Source organism: Cupriavidus campinensis (genome assembly GCF_905397395.1).
Taxonomy (GTDB): Bacteria; Pseudomonadota; Gammaproteobacteria; order Burkholderiales; family Burkholderiaceae; genus Cupriavidus; species Cupriavidus campinensis.
This window is the reverse complement of the sequence record NZ_CAJPVH010000005.1, coordinates 63216-79789: the sequence shown is the minus strand read 5'-3', so window position 1 is coordinate 79789 and position 16574 is coordinate 63216. Positions and strand designations below refer to the sequence as shown.

20 protein-coding genes are annotated in these 16574 nt (G+C 67.8%); 10 read left to right on the top strand and 10 right to left on the bottom strand.

All coding sequences use genetic code 11. From position 1 onward, the window contains the following. Positions 1–10 precede the first annotated feature (10 nt). Entirely contained in the window at positions 11–262 is a 252-nt protein-coding gene (locus KHO18_RS04920; protein ID WP_144196559.1) for a DUF2789 domain-containing protein, read from the bottom strand. A 388-nt stretch (positions 263–650) separates the two neighbouring features. On the opposite strand from KHO18_RS04920, the gene KHO18_RS04915 reads away from it, so the two are divergent. Both KHO18_RS04915 and KHO18_RS04910 read left to right on the top strand, forming a co-directional pair. After that, complete coding sequence (locus KHO18_RS04915) at positions 651–2081, top strand: SLC13 family permease (RefSeq protein WP_144196560.1); 1431 nt, start codon at positions 651–653, stop codon at positions 2079–2081. Positions 2082–2182: 101 nt separating this feature from the next. Continuing rightward, a complete protein-coding gene (locus KHO18_RS04910) occupies positions 2183–2749 on the top strand; it encodes a TetR/AcrR family transcriptional regulator (RefSeq protein WP_144196561.1) in 567 nt (188 codons plus the stop codon). A 34-nt stretch (positions 2750–2783) separates the two neighbouring features. Here the strand turns inward: KHO18_RS04910 and KHO18_RS04905 are convergent, their stop codons facing one another. Continuing rightward, positions 2784–3665 (bottom strand): LysR family transcriptional regulator, encoded by an 882-nt coding sequence (locus KHO18_RS04905; protein WP_144196562.1) that lies wholly within the window; start codon positions 3663–3665, stop codon positions 2784–2786. A gap of 122 nt (positions 3666–3787) precedes the next feature. On the opposite strand from KHO18_RS04905, the gene KHO18_RS04900 reads away from it, so the two are divergent. Continuing rightward, complete coding sequence (locus KHO18_RS04900; RefSeq protein WP_211942859.1) at positions 3788–4909, top strand: muconate/chloromuconate family cycloisomerase; 1122 nt, start codon at positions 3788–3790, stop codon at positions 4907–4909. Between the two features lie 43 nt (positions 4910–4952). Continuing rightward, positions 4953–5927 (top strand): tripartite tricarboxylate transporter substrate binding protein, encoded by a 975-nt coding sequence (locus KHO18_RS04895; RefSeq protein WP_144196564.1) that lies wholly within the window; start codon positions 4953–4955, stop codon positions 5925–5927. A gap of 19 nt (positions 5928–5946) precedes the next feature. Here the strand turns inward: KHO18_RS04895 and KHO18_RS04890 are convergent, their stop codons facing one another. From KHO18_RS04890 to KHO18_RS04870, 5 genes are all read right to left on the bottom strand, one after another. After that, positions 5947–7026, bottom strand: coding sequence for a calcium:cation antiporter (locus tag KHO18_RS04890; RefSeq protein ID WP_211942858.1), 1080 nt, complete (start codon positions 7024–7026; stop codon positions 5947–5949). Positions 7027–7143: 117 nt separating this feature from the next. After that, the gene (locus KHO18_RS04885; protein WP_186296778.1) at positions 7144–7305 is read right to left on the bottom strand and encodes a hypothetical protein; all 162 of its coding nucleotides are present in this window, start codon (positions 7303–7305) and stop codon (positions 7144–7146) included. A gap of 136 nt (positions 7306–7441) precedes the next feature. Further along, positions 7442–8152 (bottom strand): SOS response-associated peptidase family protein, encoded by a 711-nt coding sequence (locus tag KHO18_RS04880; protein ID WP_144196566.1) that lies wholly within the window; start codon positions 8150–8152, stop codon positions 7442–7444. 55 nt (positions 8153–8207) lie between these two features. Beyond that, entirely contained in the window at positions 8208–8609 is a 402-nt protein-coding gene (locus KHO18_RS04875; protein WP_211942857.1) for a MarR family winged helix-turn-helix transcriptional regulator, read from the bottom strand. Positions 8610–8712: 103 nt separating this feature from the next. Further along, positions 8713–9189: a DUF6130 family protein gene (locus tag KHO18_RS04870; protein ID WP_211942856.1), complete on the bottom strand. Its 477-nt coding sequence runs from the start codon at positions 9187–9189 to the stop codon at positions 8713–8715. Positions 9190–9408: 219 nt separating this feature from the next. On the opposite strand from KHO18_RS04870, the gene KHO18_RS04865 reads away from it, so the two are divergent. After that, entirely contained in the window at positions 9409–10389 is a 981-nt protein-coding gene (locus KHO18_RS04865) for an alpha/beta fold hydrolase (RefSeq protein WP_211942855.1), read from the top strand. 80 nt (positions 10390–10469) lie between these two features. Beyond that, positions 10470–10889, top strand: a complete 420-nt coding sequence (locus KHO18_RS04860; RefSeq protein ID WP_144196570.1) for an organic hydroperoxide resistance protein — start codon at positions 10470–10472, stop codon at positions 10887–10889. Between the two features lie 31 nt (positions 10890–10920). Here the strand turns inward: KHO18_RS04860 and KHO18_RS04855 are convergent, their stop codons facing one another. Further along, a complete protein-coding gene (locus KHO18_RS04855; protein WP_211942882.1) occupies positions 10921–11370 on the bottom strand; it encodes a carboxymuconolactone decarboxylase family protein in 450 nt (149 codons plus the stop codon). Continuing rightward, positions 11367–11807 carry a cupin domain-containing protein gene (locus KHO18_RS04850; RefSeq protein WP_144196572.1) on the bottom strand — a complete coding sequence of 147 codons (441 nt, stop codon included), beginning with the start codon at positions 11805–11807 and terminating at the stop codon, positions 11367–11369. Before KHO18_RS04850 ends, KHO18_RS04855 begins: the two co-directional genes overlap by 4 nt. 452 nt (positions 11808–12259) lie before the next feature. On the opposite strand from KHO18_RS04850, the gene KHO18_RS04845 reads away from it, so the two are divergent. Next, entirely contained in the window at positions 12260–13471 is a 1212-nt protein-coding gene (locus KHO18_RS04845) for an NAD(P)/FAD-dependent oxidoreductase (RefSeq protein WP_144196574.1), read from the top strand. A 47-nt stretch (positions 13472–13518) separates the two neighbouring features. On the opposite strand, the gene KHO18_RS04840 is transcribed toward KHO18_RS04845, so the two are convergent. Next, positions 13519–14040, bottom strand: a complete 522-nt coding sequence (locus KHO18_RS04840; RefSeq protein ID WP_144196575.1) for an RrF2 family transcriptional regulator — start codon at positions 14038–14040, stop codon at positions 13519–13521. A 234-nt stretch (positions 14041–14274) separates the two neighbouring features. Here KHO18_RS04840 and KHO18_RS04835 point away from each other — a divergent pair, with 234 nt between their 5' ends. The 3 genes from KHO18_RS04835 to KHO18_RS04825 are packed head-to-tail and all read left to right on the top strand — an operon-like array spanning position 14275 to position 16567. Continuing rightward, positions 14275–14637: a Zn-ribbon domain-containing OB-fold protein gene (locus KHO18_RS04835; protein WP_144196576.1), complete on the top strand. Its 363-nt coding sequence runs from the start codon at positions 14275–14277 to the stop codon at positions 14635–14637. A gap of 12 nt (positions 14638–14649) precedes the next feature. After that, positions 14650–15801, top strand: a complete 1152-nt coding sequence (locus KHO18_RS04830) for a thiolase family protein (protein WP_144196577.1) — start codon at positions 14650–14652, stop codon at positions 15799–15801. Position 15802: 1 nt separating this feature from the next. Then, positions 15803–16567 (top strand): SDR family NAD(P)-dependent oxidoreductase, encoded by a 765-nt coding sequence (locus KHO18_RS04825; RefSeq protein ID WP_144196578.1) that lies wholly within the window; start codon positions 15803–15805, stop codon positions 16565–16567. Positions 16568–16574: the final 7 nt, after the last annotated feature.

The following is a 16574-nucleotide window of genomic DNA, read 5'->3' as shown; positions in this document are numbered from 1 at the left end:
GGCGCTCGACTCAAGCCCCCGGGACCGGCGCCCCCCGCAACGCCAGATTCAACTGGTCCACCATCTCCGCCCAGTCGGCGTCCTCCATGTACTCGTCGCGCAGCAGCGTTGCCTGCGCGGGTGTCCAGAACGGTGCCTCCCAGAGTTCGAGGTCGTCGGCGAGCGGGGAATGCGTGGTGATGAAGGCGCGGATATCGGCCTCTTCGGCGGGCAGGCCGAGCTGTGCGAACAGGTCGGAGAAATGGTGGAAGGACAGGTCCATCGCGTGCTCCTGAAGGTTGGCCGGCAGGGGAATGGCCGATTGATTCTCTCTCGCCAGCGGGGGGGCCGCAATCCTCCCGGCGCCTACACGCGCTTTGTGATGCGGCGGTCTCCCCGAGCGCTGTTCCGGTTACCGTAAGGATTGGACCAGTACCTTAATTGATGCCTGCCGCCCGCCGCCGTATTGTGGGATCACAACCAGATCAGCGGCGCGCCGGGCGGAAGTGTTCCGGACGCGACCCCATCCACCCGGAGACAACTCGTGACCGCCAGCCCCCGCCAGCGTTTGCCTTAGCGGCGAATCCCCCCGGCAGTCCTGCCGATGCCATTCCCATGCCTTCCCTACCAAGCGGGGTGCGCCGATGCATGCCTGCCGCGATGGAGCCGCTATGTCGCAACATTTGATTGCCATCTCAGTCCTGGGACTGATGTTCGTCGTCGCCACGGTCCTGCCGGTCAACATGGGGGCGCTCGCCTTCGTCGGCGCGTTCCTGGTGGGCACCTGGGTGGCCGCCATGCCGGCCAAGACCATCCTCGCCGGCTTTCCGGCCGACCTGTTCCTGACGCTGGTTGGCATTACCTACCTGTTCGCCGTGGCGCAGAACAACGGCACCATCGACTGGCTGGTGCGGCTGGCGGTGCGTGCCGTGGGCGGCCGGATCGCGGCGATTCCGTGGATCATGTTCCTGATCGCGGCGTTGCTGACCTCGGTTGGCGCGGTCAGTCCCGCAGCCGTGGCGATCATCGCGCCGATTGCGCTGGGCTTTGCCGCGCGCTATGGCATCAACCCGCTGCTGATGGGGCTGATGGTGATCCATGGCGCGCAGGGCGGCGGCTTCTCGCCGATCAGCATCTACGGCGGCATCACCAACAAGATCGTGCAGAAGGCCGGGCTGCCGCTGAGCGAGATGGCGACGGCCTTCGCCAGCTTCGGCGTGAACCTCGCCGTGGCGGCGGGGCTGTTCGTGGCCTTTGGCGGCCTGCGGCTGATGCGCCAGTCGGCAACATCGACCCAGCCCGCGGCAGCACCCCAGGCGGCCGGCGGCGCGCTGGCCATGCCGCATCCCTTCGGCGCCTGCACGGTGGCGGCACAGGGCGCGCAGATCTATGGCGATGCCGAGGCCGAGGCGGGCACGGAGGAGCACAAGACCATGACGCGCGACCGGGGATCGATGCTGGAGGGGGGCAGCGATGCCGCCGGCAGCGCGGCCAGCAGCCCCGAGACCCCGGCCGGCCTCTACCAGTACCTGACGGTGGCTGGTCTGGTGGCGCTGGCCGTGCTGACGCTCTATTTCAAGCTCGATATCGGTTTCGTCTCCCTGACCATCGCGCTGGCGCTCACGCTGATCGCCCCGGAGCTGCAGAAGCGGGCGCTGGGCCAGGTCTCCTGGCCCGAGATCATGCTGATCGTCGGCGTCAGCACCTTCGTTGGCGTGATGGACAAGATGGGCACGATCGACTTCGTCGGCCACAGCGTGGCGAACCTGACCTCGCCGCTGATGGCTGCGCTGCTGCTGTGCTTTGTGGGCGCGGTGGTATCGGCGTTCGCGTCGTCCACGGCCGTGCTGGGGTCGCTGATCCCGCTCGCGGTGCCGTTCCTGCAGCAGGGCTCGGATGTCAGCGCGATCGGCTTTATCGCCGCGATGGCCGTGTCGTCGACCATCGTCGATGTGAGCCCGTTCTCGACCAACGGCGCGCTCGTGCTGGCCAACGCGCAGGGCGTGGACCGGCAGGCCTTCTTCCGCAAGCTGATGGTCTATGGCGCGCTGATCACGATCATCGCGCCGGTGGTGCTGTGGTTCGCCTTCGTGGTGCTGTGAGGGGTGGCAGGGGTTTGGGTAATCGGCAGGTTGTAGACAGGTCTGTCTTCTATAATGGTGGCCATCCGCACCTGACTTCCGCACCTGACCTCCGCACCGCCATGGCCACTCCCTCCGCCCGCGACCGCATTCTCGACACCGCCGCACGGCTGTTCTACCGCGACGGCTATCGCGCCACCGGCATCGACAAGATCATTGCCGAGTCCGGCGTGGCGAAAATGTCGCTATACCGGCACTTTGCTTCGAAGAACGACCTGATCTCGGCCTTCCTGGCCCGCCGGCATGACAACTGGATGGCGTGGTTCGAGGCCGCCGTGCGGCGCCGGCTGAAGGAACGGCCGAACCTCGATGTGCTGGCCGATGCCCTGGCGGAGTGGTTCCAGTCGGACGACTACCGGGGCTGCGCCTTCATCAACGTGGTGGCCGAGGCGGGTGGTGGCGCCGGGGATGACCCCCGGCTGGCCGGGCACGCGGTGGAACACAAGAAATCGCTCGCCGAATTCGTGGCGAACGTGGCCCGCGAGCTGAGGCTGCGTGACCCCGAGGCCGTGGCGGAGGAAGCCATGGTCTGCATCGAGGGGATGATCGTGCGCTACCAGATGGTGCCGGACGTGGCATCGATCGACGCCGGCCGCCGCCTGCTGGCGCGGCTGCACGCCGCCGGGTAGGGCAGCTAGCCCGGCGCCTCGTGCGCAACGCCGGTCATTCCCCGCGCTGCCGCATCACCCATTCCACCGCCCGCAGCAGGTACGGCGACACGTCGCCGGCGCGGTAGCTCATGATCACGGGCGAGACGAAGCCGGCGGCGTCCACCGGCACGTAGCGCACATCGTCCCGATGCAGCCGCTGCACGGACGACGGCACCAGCGTGATGCCGATGCCCGCCGCCACCAGCCCCAGCGCCGTCTGCAACTCGTTGGCTTCCTGCACGACGTGGGGTTGCAGCCCCTGCGCGCGGAACAGCGACAGCACGTGGTCCGCGTAGCTGGGGCGGGGGCGGGCGGGGTAGAGGATCAGCGGATGGCGGGCCAGCGCGTCCGCCGTCAGCGGCGTGGCCGGCACGGCGGTGCTGGCGGGCAGCGCCGCCACAAGCGCCTCCGCCCTGACCACGCGCTGCGCGATGGCCGGATCGTTGAGTGCCAGCCGGCCGAAGCCGAGGTCGATGCGGCCAGACTTGAGCGCCTCCAGCTGCTGCACCGTGATCATCTCGGTCAGGCCCACCTCGATCTGGCTGGCGTCGTCGCGCAGCACGCGGATCAGCTCGGGCAGCACGCCGTAGAGCACAGAAGGCACGAAGCCGATGCCGAACCAGCGCTTCTCGTTACGGCCGATGCGCCGCGTACCCTCCAGTGTTTCTTCCAGCCGCTGGGTCAGCTGGAGCGACTGTTCGAGCAGGAAGCGGCCGGCCTCGGTCAGCTTCAGGCCACGGCCCACGCGATCGAACAGCGCCACGCCCACCTCCTCCTCGAACTGGCGGATCTGGCGCGACAGCGGCGGCTGGGCCATGTGCAGCAGGGATGCCGCCCGCGTCACATTGAGTTCCTGCGCGACGGTCTGGAAATAGCGCAGGTGCCGGAGTTCCATGGCGCCTCCTTGGTAGGGTCGATGCATACCCACAGGGTATCAATCGAGACATCATCGGTCTTGGACGCCAGTAAAGTCAAGGCGTATGCTCGATTGCAACTGATACCAAGCATCGAGAAAGTATGACTACGACGATTACCGGCATCGAGGCCATCCTGGTCGATCTCCCGACCATCCGGGCCCACCAACTGGCCATGGCGACCATGCAGCAGCAGACGCTGGTGATCGTGCGGCTGCGCTGCAGCGACGGCGTGGAGGGCATCGGCGAGGCCACTACCATTGGCGGGCTGTCCTATGGGGAAGAAAGCCCCGAAGGCATCAAGCTGACCATCGACACCTACCTGGGCCCGGCGCTGATCGGCCAGGACGCCACCAACGTCCACGGCGCGATGGCGCGGCTGAACAAGGTGGCGCGCGGCAACCGCTTCGCCAAGAGCGCGCTGGAAACCGCGCTGCTCGACGGGCAGGGCAAGCGCCTGAACGTGCCGCTGGCCACGCTGCTCGGGGGTGCCGTGCGCGACACGCTGCCGGTGCTCTGGACCCTGGCCAGCGGCGACACCGCCCGCGACATCGAGGAAGCCGAGCGCCTGCTGGCCGAGCGCCGCCACAACACGTTCAAGCTCAAGATCGGCCGCCGCGCGGTGCGTGACGACGTGGCGCACGTCTCCGCCATCAAGCGCGCGCTGGGCGACCGCGCCCGCGTGACCGTCGACGTGAATCAGGCGTGGAACGAGGCCGACGCGGCCACCGGCATCGCCATGCTGGAGGCGGCCGGCATCGACCTGATCGAGCAGCCCACCCCGCGCGAGCACCGCACGGCGCTGGCGCGGCTGGCGGCCCGCTTCGTGGTGCCGATCATGGCCGACGAAGCCGTGACCGGCCCGGAAGACGCGATGGAACTGGCACGGCTGGGCGCCGCCGACGTGTTCGCGCTCAAGATCGCCAAGTCCGGCGGCATCTTCGGCATGCTGCGCACGGCGGCCGTGGGCGACGCGGCCGGCATCGCGCTCTATGGCGGCACGATGCTGGAAGGCAGCGTCGGCACCATCGCCGCCGCGCATGGCTTCTGCACGCTGCCGCAGCTGGCCTGGGGCACCGAGCTGTTCGGCCCGCTGCTGCTCAAGGACGACATCGTGGCCGAGCGGCCCACCTACCGCGACTTCGCGCTGCACCTGCCCACCGGCCCGGGCCTGGGGCTGGCGCTGGATGAGGACAAGCTCGCGCACTATCGCCGGGTTGCCTGAGCGGCGCCCGCATCATCGACATATACAAGAAGGAATGGAGACTATGAAATCCCTGAACCGGTCATTGCTGTCGGCCCTGCTGGCCGCCGCCGCCCTGGCGGCGGGCACCGCCCACGCCGCCTATCCCGACCATCCCATCCGCTGGATCGTGCCGTTCCCGGCCGGCGGCGCGATGGACAACATCGCCCGCACGCTGGGCGAGGATATGTCGAAGACGCTCGGCCAGGCCGTGGTGGTGGAAAACCGCCCCGGCGCGGGCGGCAATATCGGCGCGGAACTGGTGGCACGTGCGCCGGCCGACGGCTACACGCTGTTGATCGTGGCCAACGGCATGGCGGTCAATCCGGCGCTGTACGGCAAGCTTGGCTACGACCCGATCAAGGATTTCGCGCCGGTCTCGCTGCTGGCCGTGGTGCCGAACGTGCTGGTTGCCAACAAGGCGAAGACGCCGGCCAGGACCGTGGCGGAGGTGATCGCCAGCGCCAAGGCGCGGCCGGGCAAGTACACCTACGCGTCGGCTGGCAATGGCACATCGATCCATCTGGCGGGGGAACTGTTCACGTCGATGGCGCAGGTGGACCTGCTCCATATCCCGTACAAGGGATCGGGCCCGGCCATGACCGACCTGCTCGGCGGGCAGGTGGATTACATGTTCGACAGCATCACTTCGGCCAAGCCTCAGATCGACAGCGGCAAGCTGACGCCCATCGCCGTGACCACCGCCAGGCGTTCCTCGGCGCTGCCCAACGTGCCGACGCTGGCCGAGGCGGGGCTGCCGGGCTACGAGCTGTCGCCGTGGTTCGCTGCCTTCGTGCCGGCCAGGACGCCCCAGCCGGTCATCGACGCGCTGAACAAGGCCATGCTGGAGGCACTGAAGAAGCCCGCCGTGCAGCAGCGGCTGGCGGGCATCGGCGCGGAGCCCATCGGCAGCACGCCGGCGGCGCTGCGCGACCACCTGGCGAAGGAAACCACCAAGTGGGGTGCCCTGATCAAGGAAAAGGGCATTCGCGCCGATTGAGGGCTGCGGCGCGCGCCCGTCAGGGCACGATGGTGAGGAACAGGTAGGCGGCGAAGATCACAAGGTGCACCACGCCCTGCAGGATCGTGGTGCGGCCCGAGCCGAGCGTCAGCGATGCGACGATCATCGTCAGGAACAGCAGCACCATCTCCTTGGGGCCCAGCCCCAGTTCGAGCGGGCGGCCCAGGCCGATGAAGACCACCGCCACGGTGGGAATGGTCAGGCCGATACTGGCCAGCGCCGAACCCAGCGCCAGGTTCATGCTGGTCTGGAGGCGGTCCAGCCGCGCGGCGCGCAGCGCGGCGAGCCCCTCGGGCAGCAGCACCAGCGCCGCGATCACCACGCCCACCACGGCGGGCGGCAGGCCCGCGGCGGCCACCGCCGCCTCCACGGACGGCGACAGCATCTTCGCCAGCCCCACCACGGCCACCAGGCACACCACCAGCAGCACGCCACTGGCCGCGGCCACGCGCCCCGGCGGCGGTTCCGCGTGCACGTTTTCGTCGCTGCTCTCCACCAGGAAGTAGTCGCGATGCCGCACCGTCTGCACGAACACGAAGCTGCCGTACAGCACGAGCGACATCAGCCCCGAGAACGCCAGTTGCGACGAGGTCAACATCGGCCCCGGCGTGGAGCTCGTGAAATTGGGCAGCACCATGGTCCGCACCAGCAGCGCCACCAGCACGGCCATCGCGGCCTTGGCGCCGGGCGCCTGGAATTCCTGCTCCCGGTGGTGCAGGCCGCCCACGAACAGGCACATGCCGACGATGCCGTTGCAGATGATCATCACGGCGGCGAACACGGTGTCTCGGGCCAGTCCGGCCTTCTCCGGCCCGGCGGACAGCATGACCGAGACGATCAGCGCCACCTCGATCACCGTCACCGCAATCGCCAGCACCAGCGTGCCGAACGGCTCGCCCACCTTGTGGGCCACCACCTCGGCATGGTGCACCGCGGAAAACACCGCGCCGGCCAGCGCGGCAGCCATGATCGCAACAAGCCAGCCCTGGCCCGGCAGCATCAGCCCGAGGCCAAACGCGGCCCACGCGGCCAGCGGCGACCAGATGGTCCATGCGGGCAGTTTGTTCGATGTAGCCATCCTGGTTCCTTTTTCTTCTGCTGCCGCGCAAGTGGCGACTAACGGGGCATTGTGCAGCAGAAGGCCGCCCGGCGATAGGTTCTCGGCGGCGCGGGGAAGTTCCGGAGGGCGGCGGATTCAGTCTGGCATGAGCGGCCGGGTGGGCGGCTCCGCGCGGGCGAGGCGGTCGGCGTCGGCATCGCGCAGGCCGGGATGATGACGCGAGATCCAGCGCGCGGCGACGATGAGGGCGATGAGGAAAGCGAGAACGTACCCGACGAAAGAGACGGCGACATACATGGTCTGACCCCTTATAGGAACGGCTCTTGTGGCCGGTGCAGGGCAGTATGGGGAACAAGGGCTGCGCCCGACACCCTCTGTCGGAGGGGCGTTCCGGTCACCCAATTGGGGGCTGCGCCGCGCCCGGGCGCCTGAGTCAGAACAACGATCCGGACTCGGGCGCGGGCGGTTCGGGAGCCGATTCGGGTGCCGCTTTCCCAGCCGCTGGTGGCATCGGCGCCGGCGCTCCGGCCATGCGCTCGGCCGGATAGAGCCGCAGGAACGTCCGGGCGACTTCCGGATCGCGGCAGCGCAGCCAGTCATCCCAATCGGCTTCGGGCACGATCACCACCGAACGCTTCTCGGTGCCGGGCCGGTGCATGCGCGACAGCAGCGGATGGGCATCGGCATTGACGGTGAGCATGGTGAAAGACAGCGTGTCGTCCGGCCACGCGCGCCAGAGGCCGGCGATGCCGAAGCCCGGTGCATCCGGCAGCCAGAGCTTCCAGCGCACGGGCTTGCCGGGCCGCTCGGGCGTGCCGGCCTCGGGATAGGCGTATTCGTAGAACGCGCTGGCCGGAATCAGGGCCAGCTGGCCGGCCTTCCAGAATCTGGCGAAGGACTTGAGCGTGCCCACGGTCTCCGTACGCGCATTCGCAGTCGGGAAATAGCGGGTGCCGGCCGGAATCCGGCGCTTCGGCACCATGCTGAACGAGGCCAGCGCACAGGCGCGCCCGGCATCGGAGCCGGTGACGATGGGTGCGAGGGTGTCCGGCCACGCCTCGTCCGCCCACAGCCGGGCCGGCGGCTCGACACCGAAGATGTCACGCAGGACTTGCCGCTGGATGGGGGCGTAGTTGACGCACATCGATCGCTCCTGGGAGGGGGAGAGGCGTGCGGACATGCTGGCAGCCGCCGCAGTCCTACGCCCCCCGCTTCGGCAGCTTCGCCGCAATGCCCATGATGGCCGCCACGCCGTCGTCTCCCATCATGGCCGTGGCGGCCGCTTGCGCCTGCGCCCACGCGGGCGCGGCCTCCTTCAGCATCGATTTGCCGGCGCGGGTCACGGAGAGCGGCCGCGATCGGCCATCGGCGGCCTCCGCCACGTCCTCCGCAATCCACCCTTCCGCGAGTAGCGGCTGCAGGTTGCGCGTCAGTGTGGAACGGTCGTGATGATTGCGCCGTCCGAGATCGGCGCGGCTGATCGGGCCGAGTTCATGCACGAGCACCAGCAGCGTGAACTGCGTGGCGTTGATGCCGAACGGGCGCAACGCCTGATCGTAGGCAGCGGTCAGGACGCGCGAGATCTGCCGGGCACGGGTCATCACGCAGTGCTGGAAAATTTCGGCGCCCGGGTTACCGGCCGCGGAACGCTTAGCGGGTCGAATGTCTCACGGGAAGCGATGAAGGTCCGCCAGCGTACCGCACTCAGTGCCGATGTGCTGGCGGCGCGGCCGTGGCGGCCGAAGACCGCGTATCGGGGACCGTCACGGTCACCACTTCCGTCGCCAGGATCCTGTGCGTGGGATCCGCCAGTTCGAGCCGCACCCTGTGCGGCCCCGGCGGCAGCCCCACCACGATGATGGGGTCCTCGCTGGTGTGCGCCCAGGTGGCCGGGCCATCGTCAACGGTCACATGCAGATGGCCGACCCGTGGCGAAACCTGGGTGGCCGCTTTGCCGAACACCGGGATCACCCGGAAGTTCTCGGTGCGGAACTGGACGATCACGACGCCCCGCGCGAGCGGCTCCGGCAATGCCGGGTAGGCCACAACCCGGGGCGCCGGCTCCGCTTCGAGCGGCAGGACGGCCGGTGGACGGCTCGTGTCCGGAGCCGTTTGTGCGGCGGCCGTCATCTGCACTGCCGCGAGCGCTGCGGCGGCGAATACGTGGGTAAGAGCTCTCATGTGTGACTCCTAAGATTTGGGAACAACCCGAGGGCGCCGATGATGCCTTGACGGAATAGTAGGCGGGCGGCCTTTTTGTACGCGCATGTATCTGCAGGGCAGAGGGATACACAGCCATACCGTCTGACCGTCTCACGACAACAGACTCGATACATCCCATCACTCTAATGCTGCATATGCAACAGATTGCGCGGCCCGGCCGGCGCAGGAGGAAACGAGATGAAAGCGAAATCAGCAACCCGTCGTTCGGCGCTGTCGGTGGCCACTGCCGTCAGTGTCTCCACGGCGCTCTTGGGCGGCGCAGGAGCCGCAGGCGCCGCAGGCGCAGCGACCGGCGAGCCCATTGCAGAAGTGAGTCATGTGGATGTCGATGCCGGGTTGCATTTGCGGCGGATGGTGGTCCGGCCGGCGGCGCCGCGAGGTACCGTGCTGTTCCTGCATGGCTTTCCCGAAACCATGCTCGCCTGGAAAGAGATTTCCAGGACGCTCGGCCAGGAATACGAAGTCCATGCGTTCGACTGGCCGGGCTATGGCGGTTCTTCACGTCCGCCTGTCGAGCGCTTTGCCTATGCGCCGCGCGACTACGCCACGGTACTGACGCGCTACATCGACACAGCAGGCCTCGACAGCAGCAACCTGGTGATCTATGCCACCGACATCGCGGCCTTGCCGGCGTTGCTGGCGGCCATCGACCGGCCAGGTATCGCCCGGACCATCATCGTCGGAGACTTCGCACCGTTCAACCGGCCGCAATACATGCAGGAACGCCTGCAGGCGTTAAAGGAACCCGCATCGGCCGAAGCCGTGCGTGGTGCCTTCAATGCCTCGCGCGACGAGATTCTGCAGAACGCGTTCACACGTGGATTGCCGGAGGGCGCGCGCTATGCGCTGGATGCGGAGTACCGGACCGATCTTGCACGCGGCTGGCAGAACGGGGCGTTGACGTCGGCCGACGCGTTCGCGCACTACTACGCGCACTTCACGCGGGACCAGAATGCGTTCGAGGCGCTGCTGCCGAGCCTGAAGACCCCGGTACGTGTTGTGTGGGGCGAACAGGACATCTACATCAGCAAGGAAATGGGCGCCGAGTTCGCGCGCAGGACCGGAGCGCCGTTGCGCCTGCTGCCCGCCACGGGCCATTACCCGCACCTGCAGCGTCCGCACGAGACGGTCGACGAGGTTCGTGCGGCGTTCCGTTGAGTTACCCGGCGCGGCCCGTGTCGCCACCACGGGCCGCCGCCTTCCATACGTGGCGAACACTCCTACCATCCCAGACATTCATGACGCAAGCCATCGATACCGTGATCTACACCGGCAAGACCCGCACGACGGGCGGCCGGAACGGCAGTTCCCGCAGTTCGGACAACCGTCTCGCCATTGACCTTTCTGGCCCCGGCAGCAACGGTCCCGGCACGAATCCTGAGCAGTTGCTTGGCGCCGGCTGGTCCGCCTGCTTCCTCGGCGCGATCGGCAAGGCGGCACAGGCCGCGGACGTCACGCTGCCTGCAGACGCCGCGGTTGAAGCGGAAATCGACCTTTGTCGCGCTGGCGAGGCGTTCCTGCTGGCTGCCCGGCTCAACGTGTCCCTGCCCGGGATCGATCCCGACCTCGCCCGCTCGCTTGCCGCACGGGCGCATCAGATCTGTCCGTATTCAAAGGCCACGCGCGGCAACATCGACGTGACGATCGCGGTCGTCTGACGCGCACGGCCAGGCGGGGGCCCGAGCGCCGTTACACCGCACCCTCGGGCCCCCGCCGGAAGCTGATGGCCAGCCGGTTGAAGGCATTCATGAGGCCGATCGCGATGGTCAGGTCGGCGAGTTCCTTTTCCTCAAAGACCGCGGCGGCAGCCTCGAAGGCGTCGTCGGGCACATGGGTGTCGGCGACGCGCGTCACCGATTCGGCCCAGGCCAGGGCGGCCTTTTCGCGGTCGGAGAACAGGTTGCCCGCCTCGTGCCAGACCTGGACCAGCGCAAGCTTCTGCACGTCCACGCCCTTGCGCGTCAGTTCGCGTGTATGCATGTCCAGGCAGTAGGCGCAGCCGTTGATCTGGCTGATGCGCAGGTAGGTCAGCTCCACCAGCGCGGGTTCGAGCCCGGACTGCGTGATGTAGCCGTAGACACCGCCGAGCGCCTTGACGCCGGCTGGGGAAGTTTTCGTGTAGTCGATGCGCATGCTCAGTCCTTCTTGTCGTGGGTACCAAGGTTGGTGGTGAGTTCGGTGTCCGTGGCATCCGCCACGAAGACCGCCAGCAGTTTGGCGGGCTTGGTCTTGCTGGCATTCCGGCTGACCGGATGGGTCGAGCCAGGGTCTTCGTGGAAGCTCTCGCCCGCCTTGTAGACGCGCTCGGGGCCGTCGTTAACCTTGCTGACGATGCTGCCCGAGACCACATAGGCATAGATGAACGCAGACCCGGCATGCCGGTGCGGGTGCGAAGCGCCGCCCGGCGCGTAGTTCACCTCCACGGCGACCAGCGACTTGCCCGGCAGGTTCGGAATGGCGCGCGAAAAGTTCGGTGTGACGGTCTCGCCAGTGCCGTGCGCCATCGCGCCGCCGGCAAGCATCATGCCGGCCGCCGCCAGGAGCGGTGCCAGCATCCGGGGGAAAACAACTTTCATCTCAACCTCCATGTTCAGGGCCGGAGCCGGTCAGGCCACCGGGTAGGGTGGGCCAGATGCCTGGCTGGCGGCGTTCGTGCCATCGGCGTGTTGCGCACCCAGCAGCACACCCCGCGCACAGGGGGGTGCCAGGCCACCATCGGCTGCCGCCCATGTGGTGATGCCGGTCGCCAATACTGCAATGGCGCCAAGGGCGCCCACCCAACCAAACTGCCTCATGATCGACTCCAATTCATTACTACGACTAATATAGTCGGAGATAACGATAGTCGATTCGCGGTCTCCCTGCAAGCAGCGGATGGATTGGCGTAAACCCCATCCATGAAATTTCTTGCACGCTTTAACTACGACTCATACAATCGTAGTTAAGCTGTGTCGAGAGACGCGGCCTGTAAATCGAGGCGGCGCCGCCGCTGGTCAGGGCAGTACAGATCAATTCAGGAGCAGTAGAGATGTCCCAACGCATTCTTGTCATTGGCGCCGGCTTTGCCGGCATGTGGAGCGCCCTTGCTTCGGCCCGTCTGCTCGACGAGGCCGCGCGCACCGATGTGGAAATCGTGCTGGTCGCGCCGGAGCCGGCGCTGCACGTGCGCCCCCGGCTCTACGAGCAGAACCCGCTGAAGATGAAGGCGCCGCTGTTGGAGATCTTCGCCGCCACCGGTGTGCGGTTCGTGCAGGGCATCGTCGAACGCATTGACGTGGCAGCCCGTGAAGTGGCGGTGAAGGGCGTGGGCGCCGATACCTCGCGCCAGACGCTCGGCTATGACCGCCTGGTGCTGGCCGCCGGCAGCCGGCTGTTCCGTCCGGCGATCGACGGACTCGAAGCGCATGCCTTCAACGTCGACCAGGTGGCCGATGCCTCGCGGCTGGAGGCGCATTTGCACGGGCTGGCCGGCCGCCCCGACAGCGTGGCGCGCAATACCGTGGTGATAGCTGGCGCTGGGTTCACCGGCATCGAGACCGCGGCCGAGATGCCGGCGCGGCTGCGCGAGGTGCTCGGTGCCGATACCGCAGTGCGCGTCATCCTGGTGGAGCGCAATGGCGAGATCGGTCCGGACCTGGGCCAGGGGCCGCGCCCGGTGATTACCGAGGCGCTGACCCAACTCGGCGTGACGTGGAAGCTGGGCTCCGGTGTGGCGTCGGTGGACGCCGAAGGCGTCACCCTGGAAAGCGGCGAGCGCATCGACGCCCAGACCGTGATCTGGACCGCAGGCGCCCGTGCGAGCGCGCTGACTGACCAGATCCCCGCGCAGCGCGACAACTTCGGCCGGCTGCATGTGGACCGCAACCTGAAGGTCGATGGTGTGGAGCATGTCTACGCCACCGGCGATGTGGCCCGTGCCGCGACCGATGACGAGGGTAACGTCACGATGATGTCGTGCCAGCACGCGATGAACCTGGGGCGGTCTGCCGGGCACAACGTGGCCGCCGACCTGCTGGGCCAGCCGCCGATCCCGTACAGCCAGCCGAAGTACGTGACCTGTCTGGATCTGGGGCCGTGGGGGGCGGTCTACACCGAGGGCTGGGACCGCCAGGTGAAGCTGTCGGGCGCCGAGGCCAAGGCGCTGAAGACAAAGATCAACACCGAATGGATTTACCCGCCGAGCGCGAACCGGGCCGAGGCGCTGGCGTCGGCCGATCCGCGCCGCATCGTCGTGGCCTGATCGGGCTCGGGAAAGAAGAAGGGCGATCCGCCAGGATCGCCCTTTCTCTATCTGGCGCTGCGCCGGTTGGCCGCGCGGTCGGTCAGCCACTCCACAACCTGACCGCCGTACGCGGCGGGCAGTTTCTCCACGGTGCGCTCGGCAATGTCGGCCAGCGTGTGATTCTTGAGCTCGGCGCGCATTGCCTTCTCGGCGGACTGCATGACCGCGTGGATGGTGCACACGCCGCGCGTTGCCCAGGCCGGCGGGCAGCCCTCGAATACGGCACTGCGCTCGCGGATCTCCCGGCACTCGAACAGCGGCTTGTCGCCGTCGATGGCGACAATCACGTCATAGACCGAGATGCGCGAAGGCGGACGCGCCAGCCGGAAACCGCCCTTGATGCCCTCGGTGGCCACCACGATTTCGGCCTTCGCGAGCTTGGTGAACAGCTTGGCCAGGAACTCGGTGGGGACGCCCTGCAGTTCGGCCAGATCGCGCACACTGGCTTCTTCCACGGCCATGTTGGAGCGCGACAGATAGAGCAGGCAGTGCAGCCCGTACTCGACACCCGTGCTGATATGGGACATTTTTAACTAGGACTCAATAGATCGTAGTTGCAAGCCTACACCAGCGCCGGCGCGACAGCAAGGCTAGGCAGAGACCTTGAAAACCCGAAGTGCCTGTTCGAATACAGTACCAGCCCGGCGCTCCTCGGCCCCTTCGCTTGAGAAAAAGTCAATCGACGCGTCCGGATTTCTCGTTTGTCGTGGCTTCACCGGCGTACCACTATCCAGCCAACGACCAACGACAAGGAGACCAGCATGACGACGCAATCCTTCCCCCTCTGGCGCCCCGGCAGCCCCCAGACAGCGCCGACGCTGATGGCGTCCCGCGACACGCGTACCGGCGAGTGGGTGTTCCCGGCCGTGGCCGACCATTCGCCGCTCGCACCGCACCATGCACCCGTGGCGGTGACCGGCCCCGGCACCGTCTACAGCTTTACCGTGATCCATCCCGCGCCGAAGACCGGCCAGCCGCCGTACGCGCTGGGCTATGTGGACTTCGCCGGCCCGGTGCGCATCTTCGGCCGCCTGCTCGGCAAGGACCGGCCCGCCATTGGCGACCGTTACCGGCCCGAGCCGGACGACACCTACGGCTACGTATTCCACGCCACCCAGGACTGAGCGGAGCGATTCATGCAAGACATCTATATTGCCGGCGGCGCGATGACGCCGTTCGGCCGACACCCGGGCGTGCTGGCCCCCGAACTGGCCCAACAGGCCATCCTCAAGGCCGTGGACGACGCAGGCGTCTCGCTGCAGGACATCGAAGCTGTCTACTGCGCCAACGTGCTCGGCGGCATGATCCTGGGCCAGTTGATCGTGCGCGATCTCGGCCTGCGCGGCATTCCCGTCTACAACGTCGAGAACGCCTGCGCGAGCGGCGCCACCGGCGTGCATCTGGCGCGCCACGCGCTGCTGGCCCAGCAGTATGAGACGGTGCTGGTCTTCGGCATCGAGCAACTCACCGCGCTCGGCGGCGGTACCATCCCGCTGCAACGCAATGATTACAAGACAGAGTGCTACGCGAACGCCGGCATGGTGCTGCCTGCGGTCTACGCGATGCGCGGCACGCGTTTCCTGCACGAGCGCGATGCCACGCCTGAAGACCTGGCCGCCGTCGCCGTGAAGAACCGCTACCACGGCACGCTGAACGAGTTCGCCCAGCAGCGTACGGCGGTCACGGCCGAGGAAGTGCTGGCCTCGCGCATGATCGCGGACCCGCTCACGCTGCTGCAGTGCTGCCCCTCGCAGGTCGACGGCGCCGCGGCGGTGGTGCTGAGCACGCGCCGTCCGGCGCAGGCCAAGGCCAGGGCAGTGCGGGTGCTGTCGTCGGTGGTGGTCTCCGGCATGCGCGAGCAGGCCGACGACGACATCCTCGACGCCGAAATCACCGCCCGCGCCGCACGGCAGGCGTACGACCAGGCCGGACTCGGCCCGGCGGACGTCAACGTGGTGGAACTGCACGACGCCTTCACCATCGCCGAGCTGCTCTACTACGAGGCGCTGGGCCTCGCGCCCCCTGGCGAGGCCGTGCCGCTGCTGCGCTCGGGCGCCACGCGGCTGGGCGGACGGGTGCCGGTGAACCCCAGTGGCGGCCTGCTCGCCAAGGGCCATCCGCTCGGCGCCACCGGCATCGCGCAAATGGTGGAAGTGATGTGGCACCTGCAGGGGCGTGCCGGCAGCCGGCAGGTGGAAGGGGCCCGGATCGGCCTGACCCAATGCACCGGCGGCGGCATCGCCGGCGTGGATCACGCCGCCTCGTCGGTGCATGTGCTGGGAGTTTGAGATGAATGCGAACACTTCCGAAACCGGGCGGGTCACCGTCGTCACCGGCGCCGCACGCGGCATTGGCCTCGGCATCGCCACGCGGCTGGCCGAATCGGGCATGACCGTGGCGCTGTTCGACCGCGATGCCACGGCGCTGGCCGACGCGGTGGGCGGGCTGGTCCACGCCGGCCACCGCGCCATGGGCGTGACCGTGGACCTGACCGATGGCGACGCCGTCAACGCGGCCTTCGCCCATGTCTCGGCCACCATGGGCCCCGTCGATGGCCTGGTCAACAACGCCGGCGCCGTACGCGACATGCGCTTCCTCAAGATGACGGACGACGACTGGGACCTCGTCATCAACACCAACCTGCGCTCCCAGTTCCTGTGCTGCCGGGCCGCGCTGCCCGGCATGGTCGAGCGGGGCTACGGCCGCATCGTCAATATTTCGTCGCGGGCGTGGCTTGGCGGCTTCGGGCAGGCCAATTACTCGGCGGCGAAGGGCGGCGTGGTCAGCCTGACGCGCTCGCTGGCCATCGAGTTCGCCGGCAAGGGCGTGACGGTGAACGCGGTGGCGCCGGGCATCGTCGACACGCCGCTGTTCCGCAACTTCGCGCCGGACGTGCAGGCGAAGCTCCAGAAGTCGGTGCCGGTGCAGCGGATTGGCACGGCGGCCGATATCGCCAATGCCGTGCACTTCTTCCTGGCCCCGGAGGCGTCCTACGTTACCGGCCAGACGCTCTACGTGTGCGGCGGGCGCAGCCTGTCGTCGCCCAGCGTGTAGGAGGGGG

Bases quoted from the DNA above. Each gene is read 5' to 3' on its own strand.
- KHO18_RS04920 (WP_144196559.1), bottom strand. From the start codon at position 262: ATGGACCTGTCCTTCCACCATTTCTCCGACCTGTTCGCACAGCTCGGC.
- KHO18_RS04915 (WP_144196560.1), top strand. From the start codon at position 651: ATGTCGCAACATTTGATTGCCATCTCAGTCCTGGGACTGATGTTCGTC.
- KHO18_RS04910 (WP_144196561.1), top strand. From the start codon at position 2,183: ATGGCCACTCCCTCCGCCCGCGACCGCATTCTCGACACCGCCGCACGG.
- KHO18_RS04905 (WP_144196562.1), bottom strand. From the start codon at position 3,665: ATGGAACTCCGGCACCTGCGCTATTTCCAGACCGTCGCGCAGGAACTC.
- KHO18_RS04900 (WP_211942859.1), top strand. From the start codon at position 3,788: ATGACTACGACGATTACCGGCATCGAGGCCATCCTGGTCGATCTCCCG.
- KHO18_RS04895 (WP_144196564.1), top strand. From the start codon at position 4,953: ATGAAATCCCTGAACCGGTCATTGCTGTCGGCCCTGCTGGCCGCCGCC.
- KHO18_RS04890 (WP_211942858.1), bottom strand. From the start codon at position 7,026: ATGGCTACATCGAACAAACTGCCCGCATGGACCATCTGGTCGCCGCTG.
- KHO18_RS04885 (WP_186296778.1), bottom strand. From the start codon at position 7,305: ATGTATGTCGCCGTCTCTTTCGTCGGGTACGTTCTCGCTTTCCTCATC.
- KHO18_RS04880 (WP_144196566.1), bottom strand. From the start codon at position 8,152: ATGTGCGTCAACTACGCCCCCATCCAGCGGCAAGTCCTGCGTGACATC.
- KHO18_RS04875 (WP_211942857.1), bottom strand. From the start codon at position 8,609: ATGACCCGTGCCCGGCAGATCTCGCGCGTCCTGACCGCTGCCTACGAT.
- KHO18_RS04870 (WP_211942856.1), bottom strand. From the start codon at position 9,189: ATGAGAGCTCTTACCCACGTATTCGCCGCCGCAGCGCTCGCGGCAGTG.
- KHO18_RS04865 (WP_211942855.1), top strand. From the start codon at position 9,409: ATGAAAGCGAAATCAGCAACCCGTCGTTCGGCGCTGTCGGTGGCCACT.
- KHO18_RS04860 (WP_144196570.1), top strand. From the start codon at position 10,470: ATGACGCAAGCCATCGATACCGTGATCTACACCGGCAAGACCCGCACG.
- KHO18_RS04850 (WP_144196572.1), bottom strand. From the start codon at position 11,807: ATGAAAGTTGTTTTCCCCCGGATGCTGGCACCGCTCCTGGCGGCGGCC.
- KHO18_RS04845 (WP_144196574.1), top strand. From the start codon at position 12,260: ATGTCCCAACGCATTCTTGTCATTGGCGCCGGCTTTGCCGGCATGTGG.
- KHO18_RS04840 (WP_144196575.1), bottom strand. From the start codon at position 14,040: ATGTCCCATATCAGCACGGGTGTCGAGTACGGGCTGCACTGCCTGCTC.
- KHO18_RS04835 (WP_144196576.1), top strand. From the start codon at position 14,275: ATGACGACGCAATCCTTCCCCCTCTGGCGCCCCGGCAGCCCCCAGACA.
- KHO18_RS04830 (WP_144196577.1), top strand. From the start codon at position 14,650: ATGCAAGACATCTATATTGCCGGCGGCGCGATGACGCCGTTCGGCCGA.
- KHO18_RS04825 (WP_144196578.1), top strand. From the start codon at position 15,803: ATGAATGCGAACACTTCCGAAACCGGGCGGGTCACCGTCGTCACCGGC.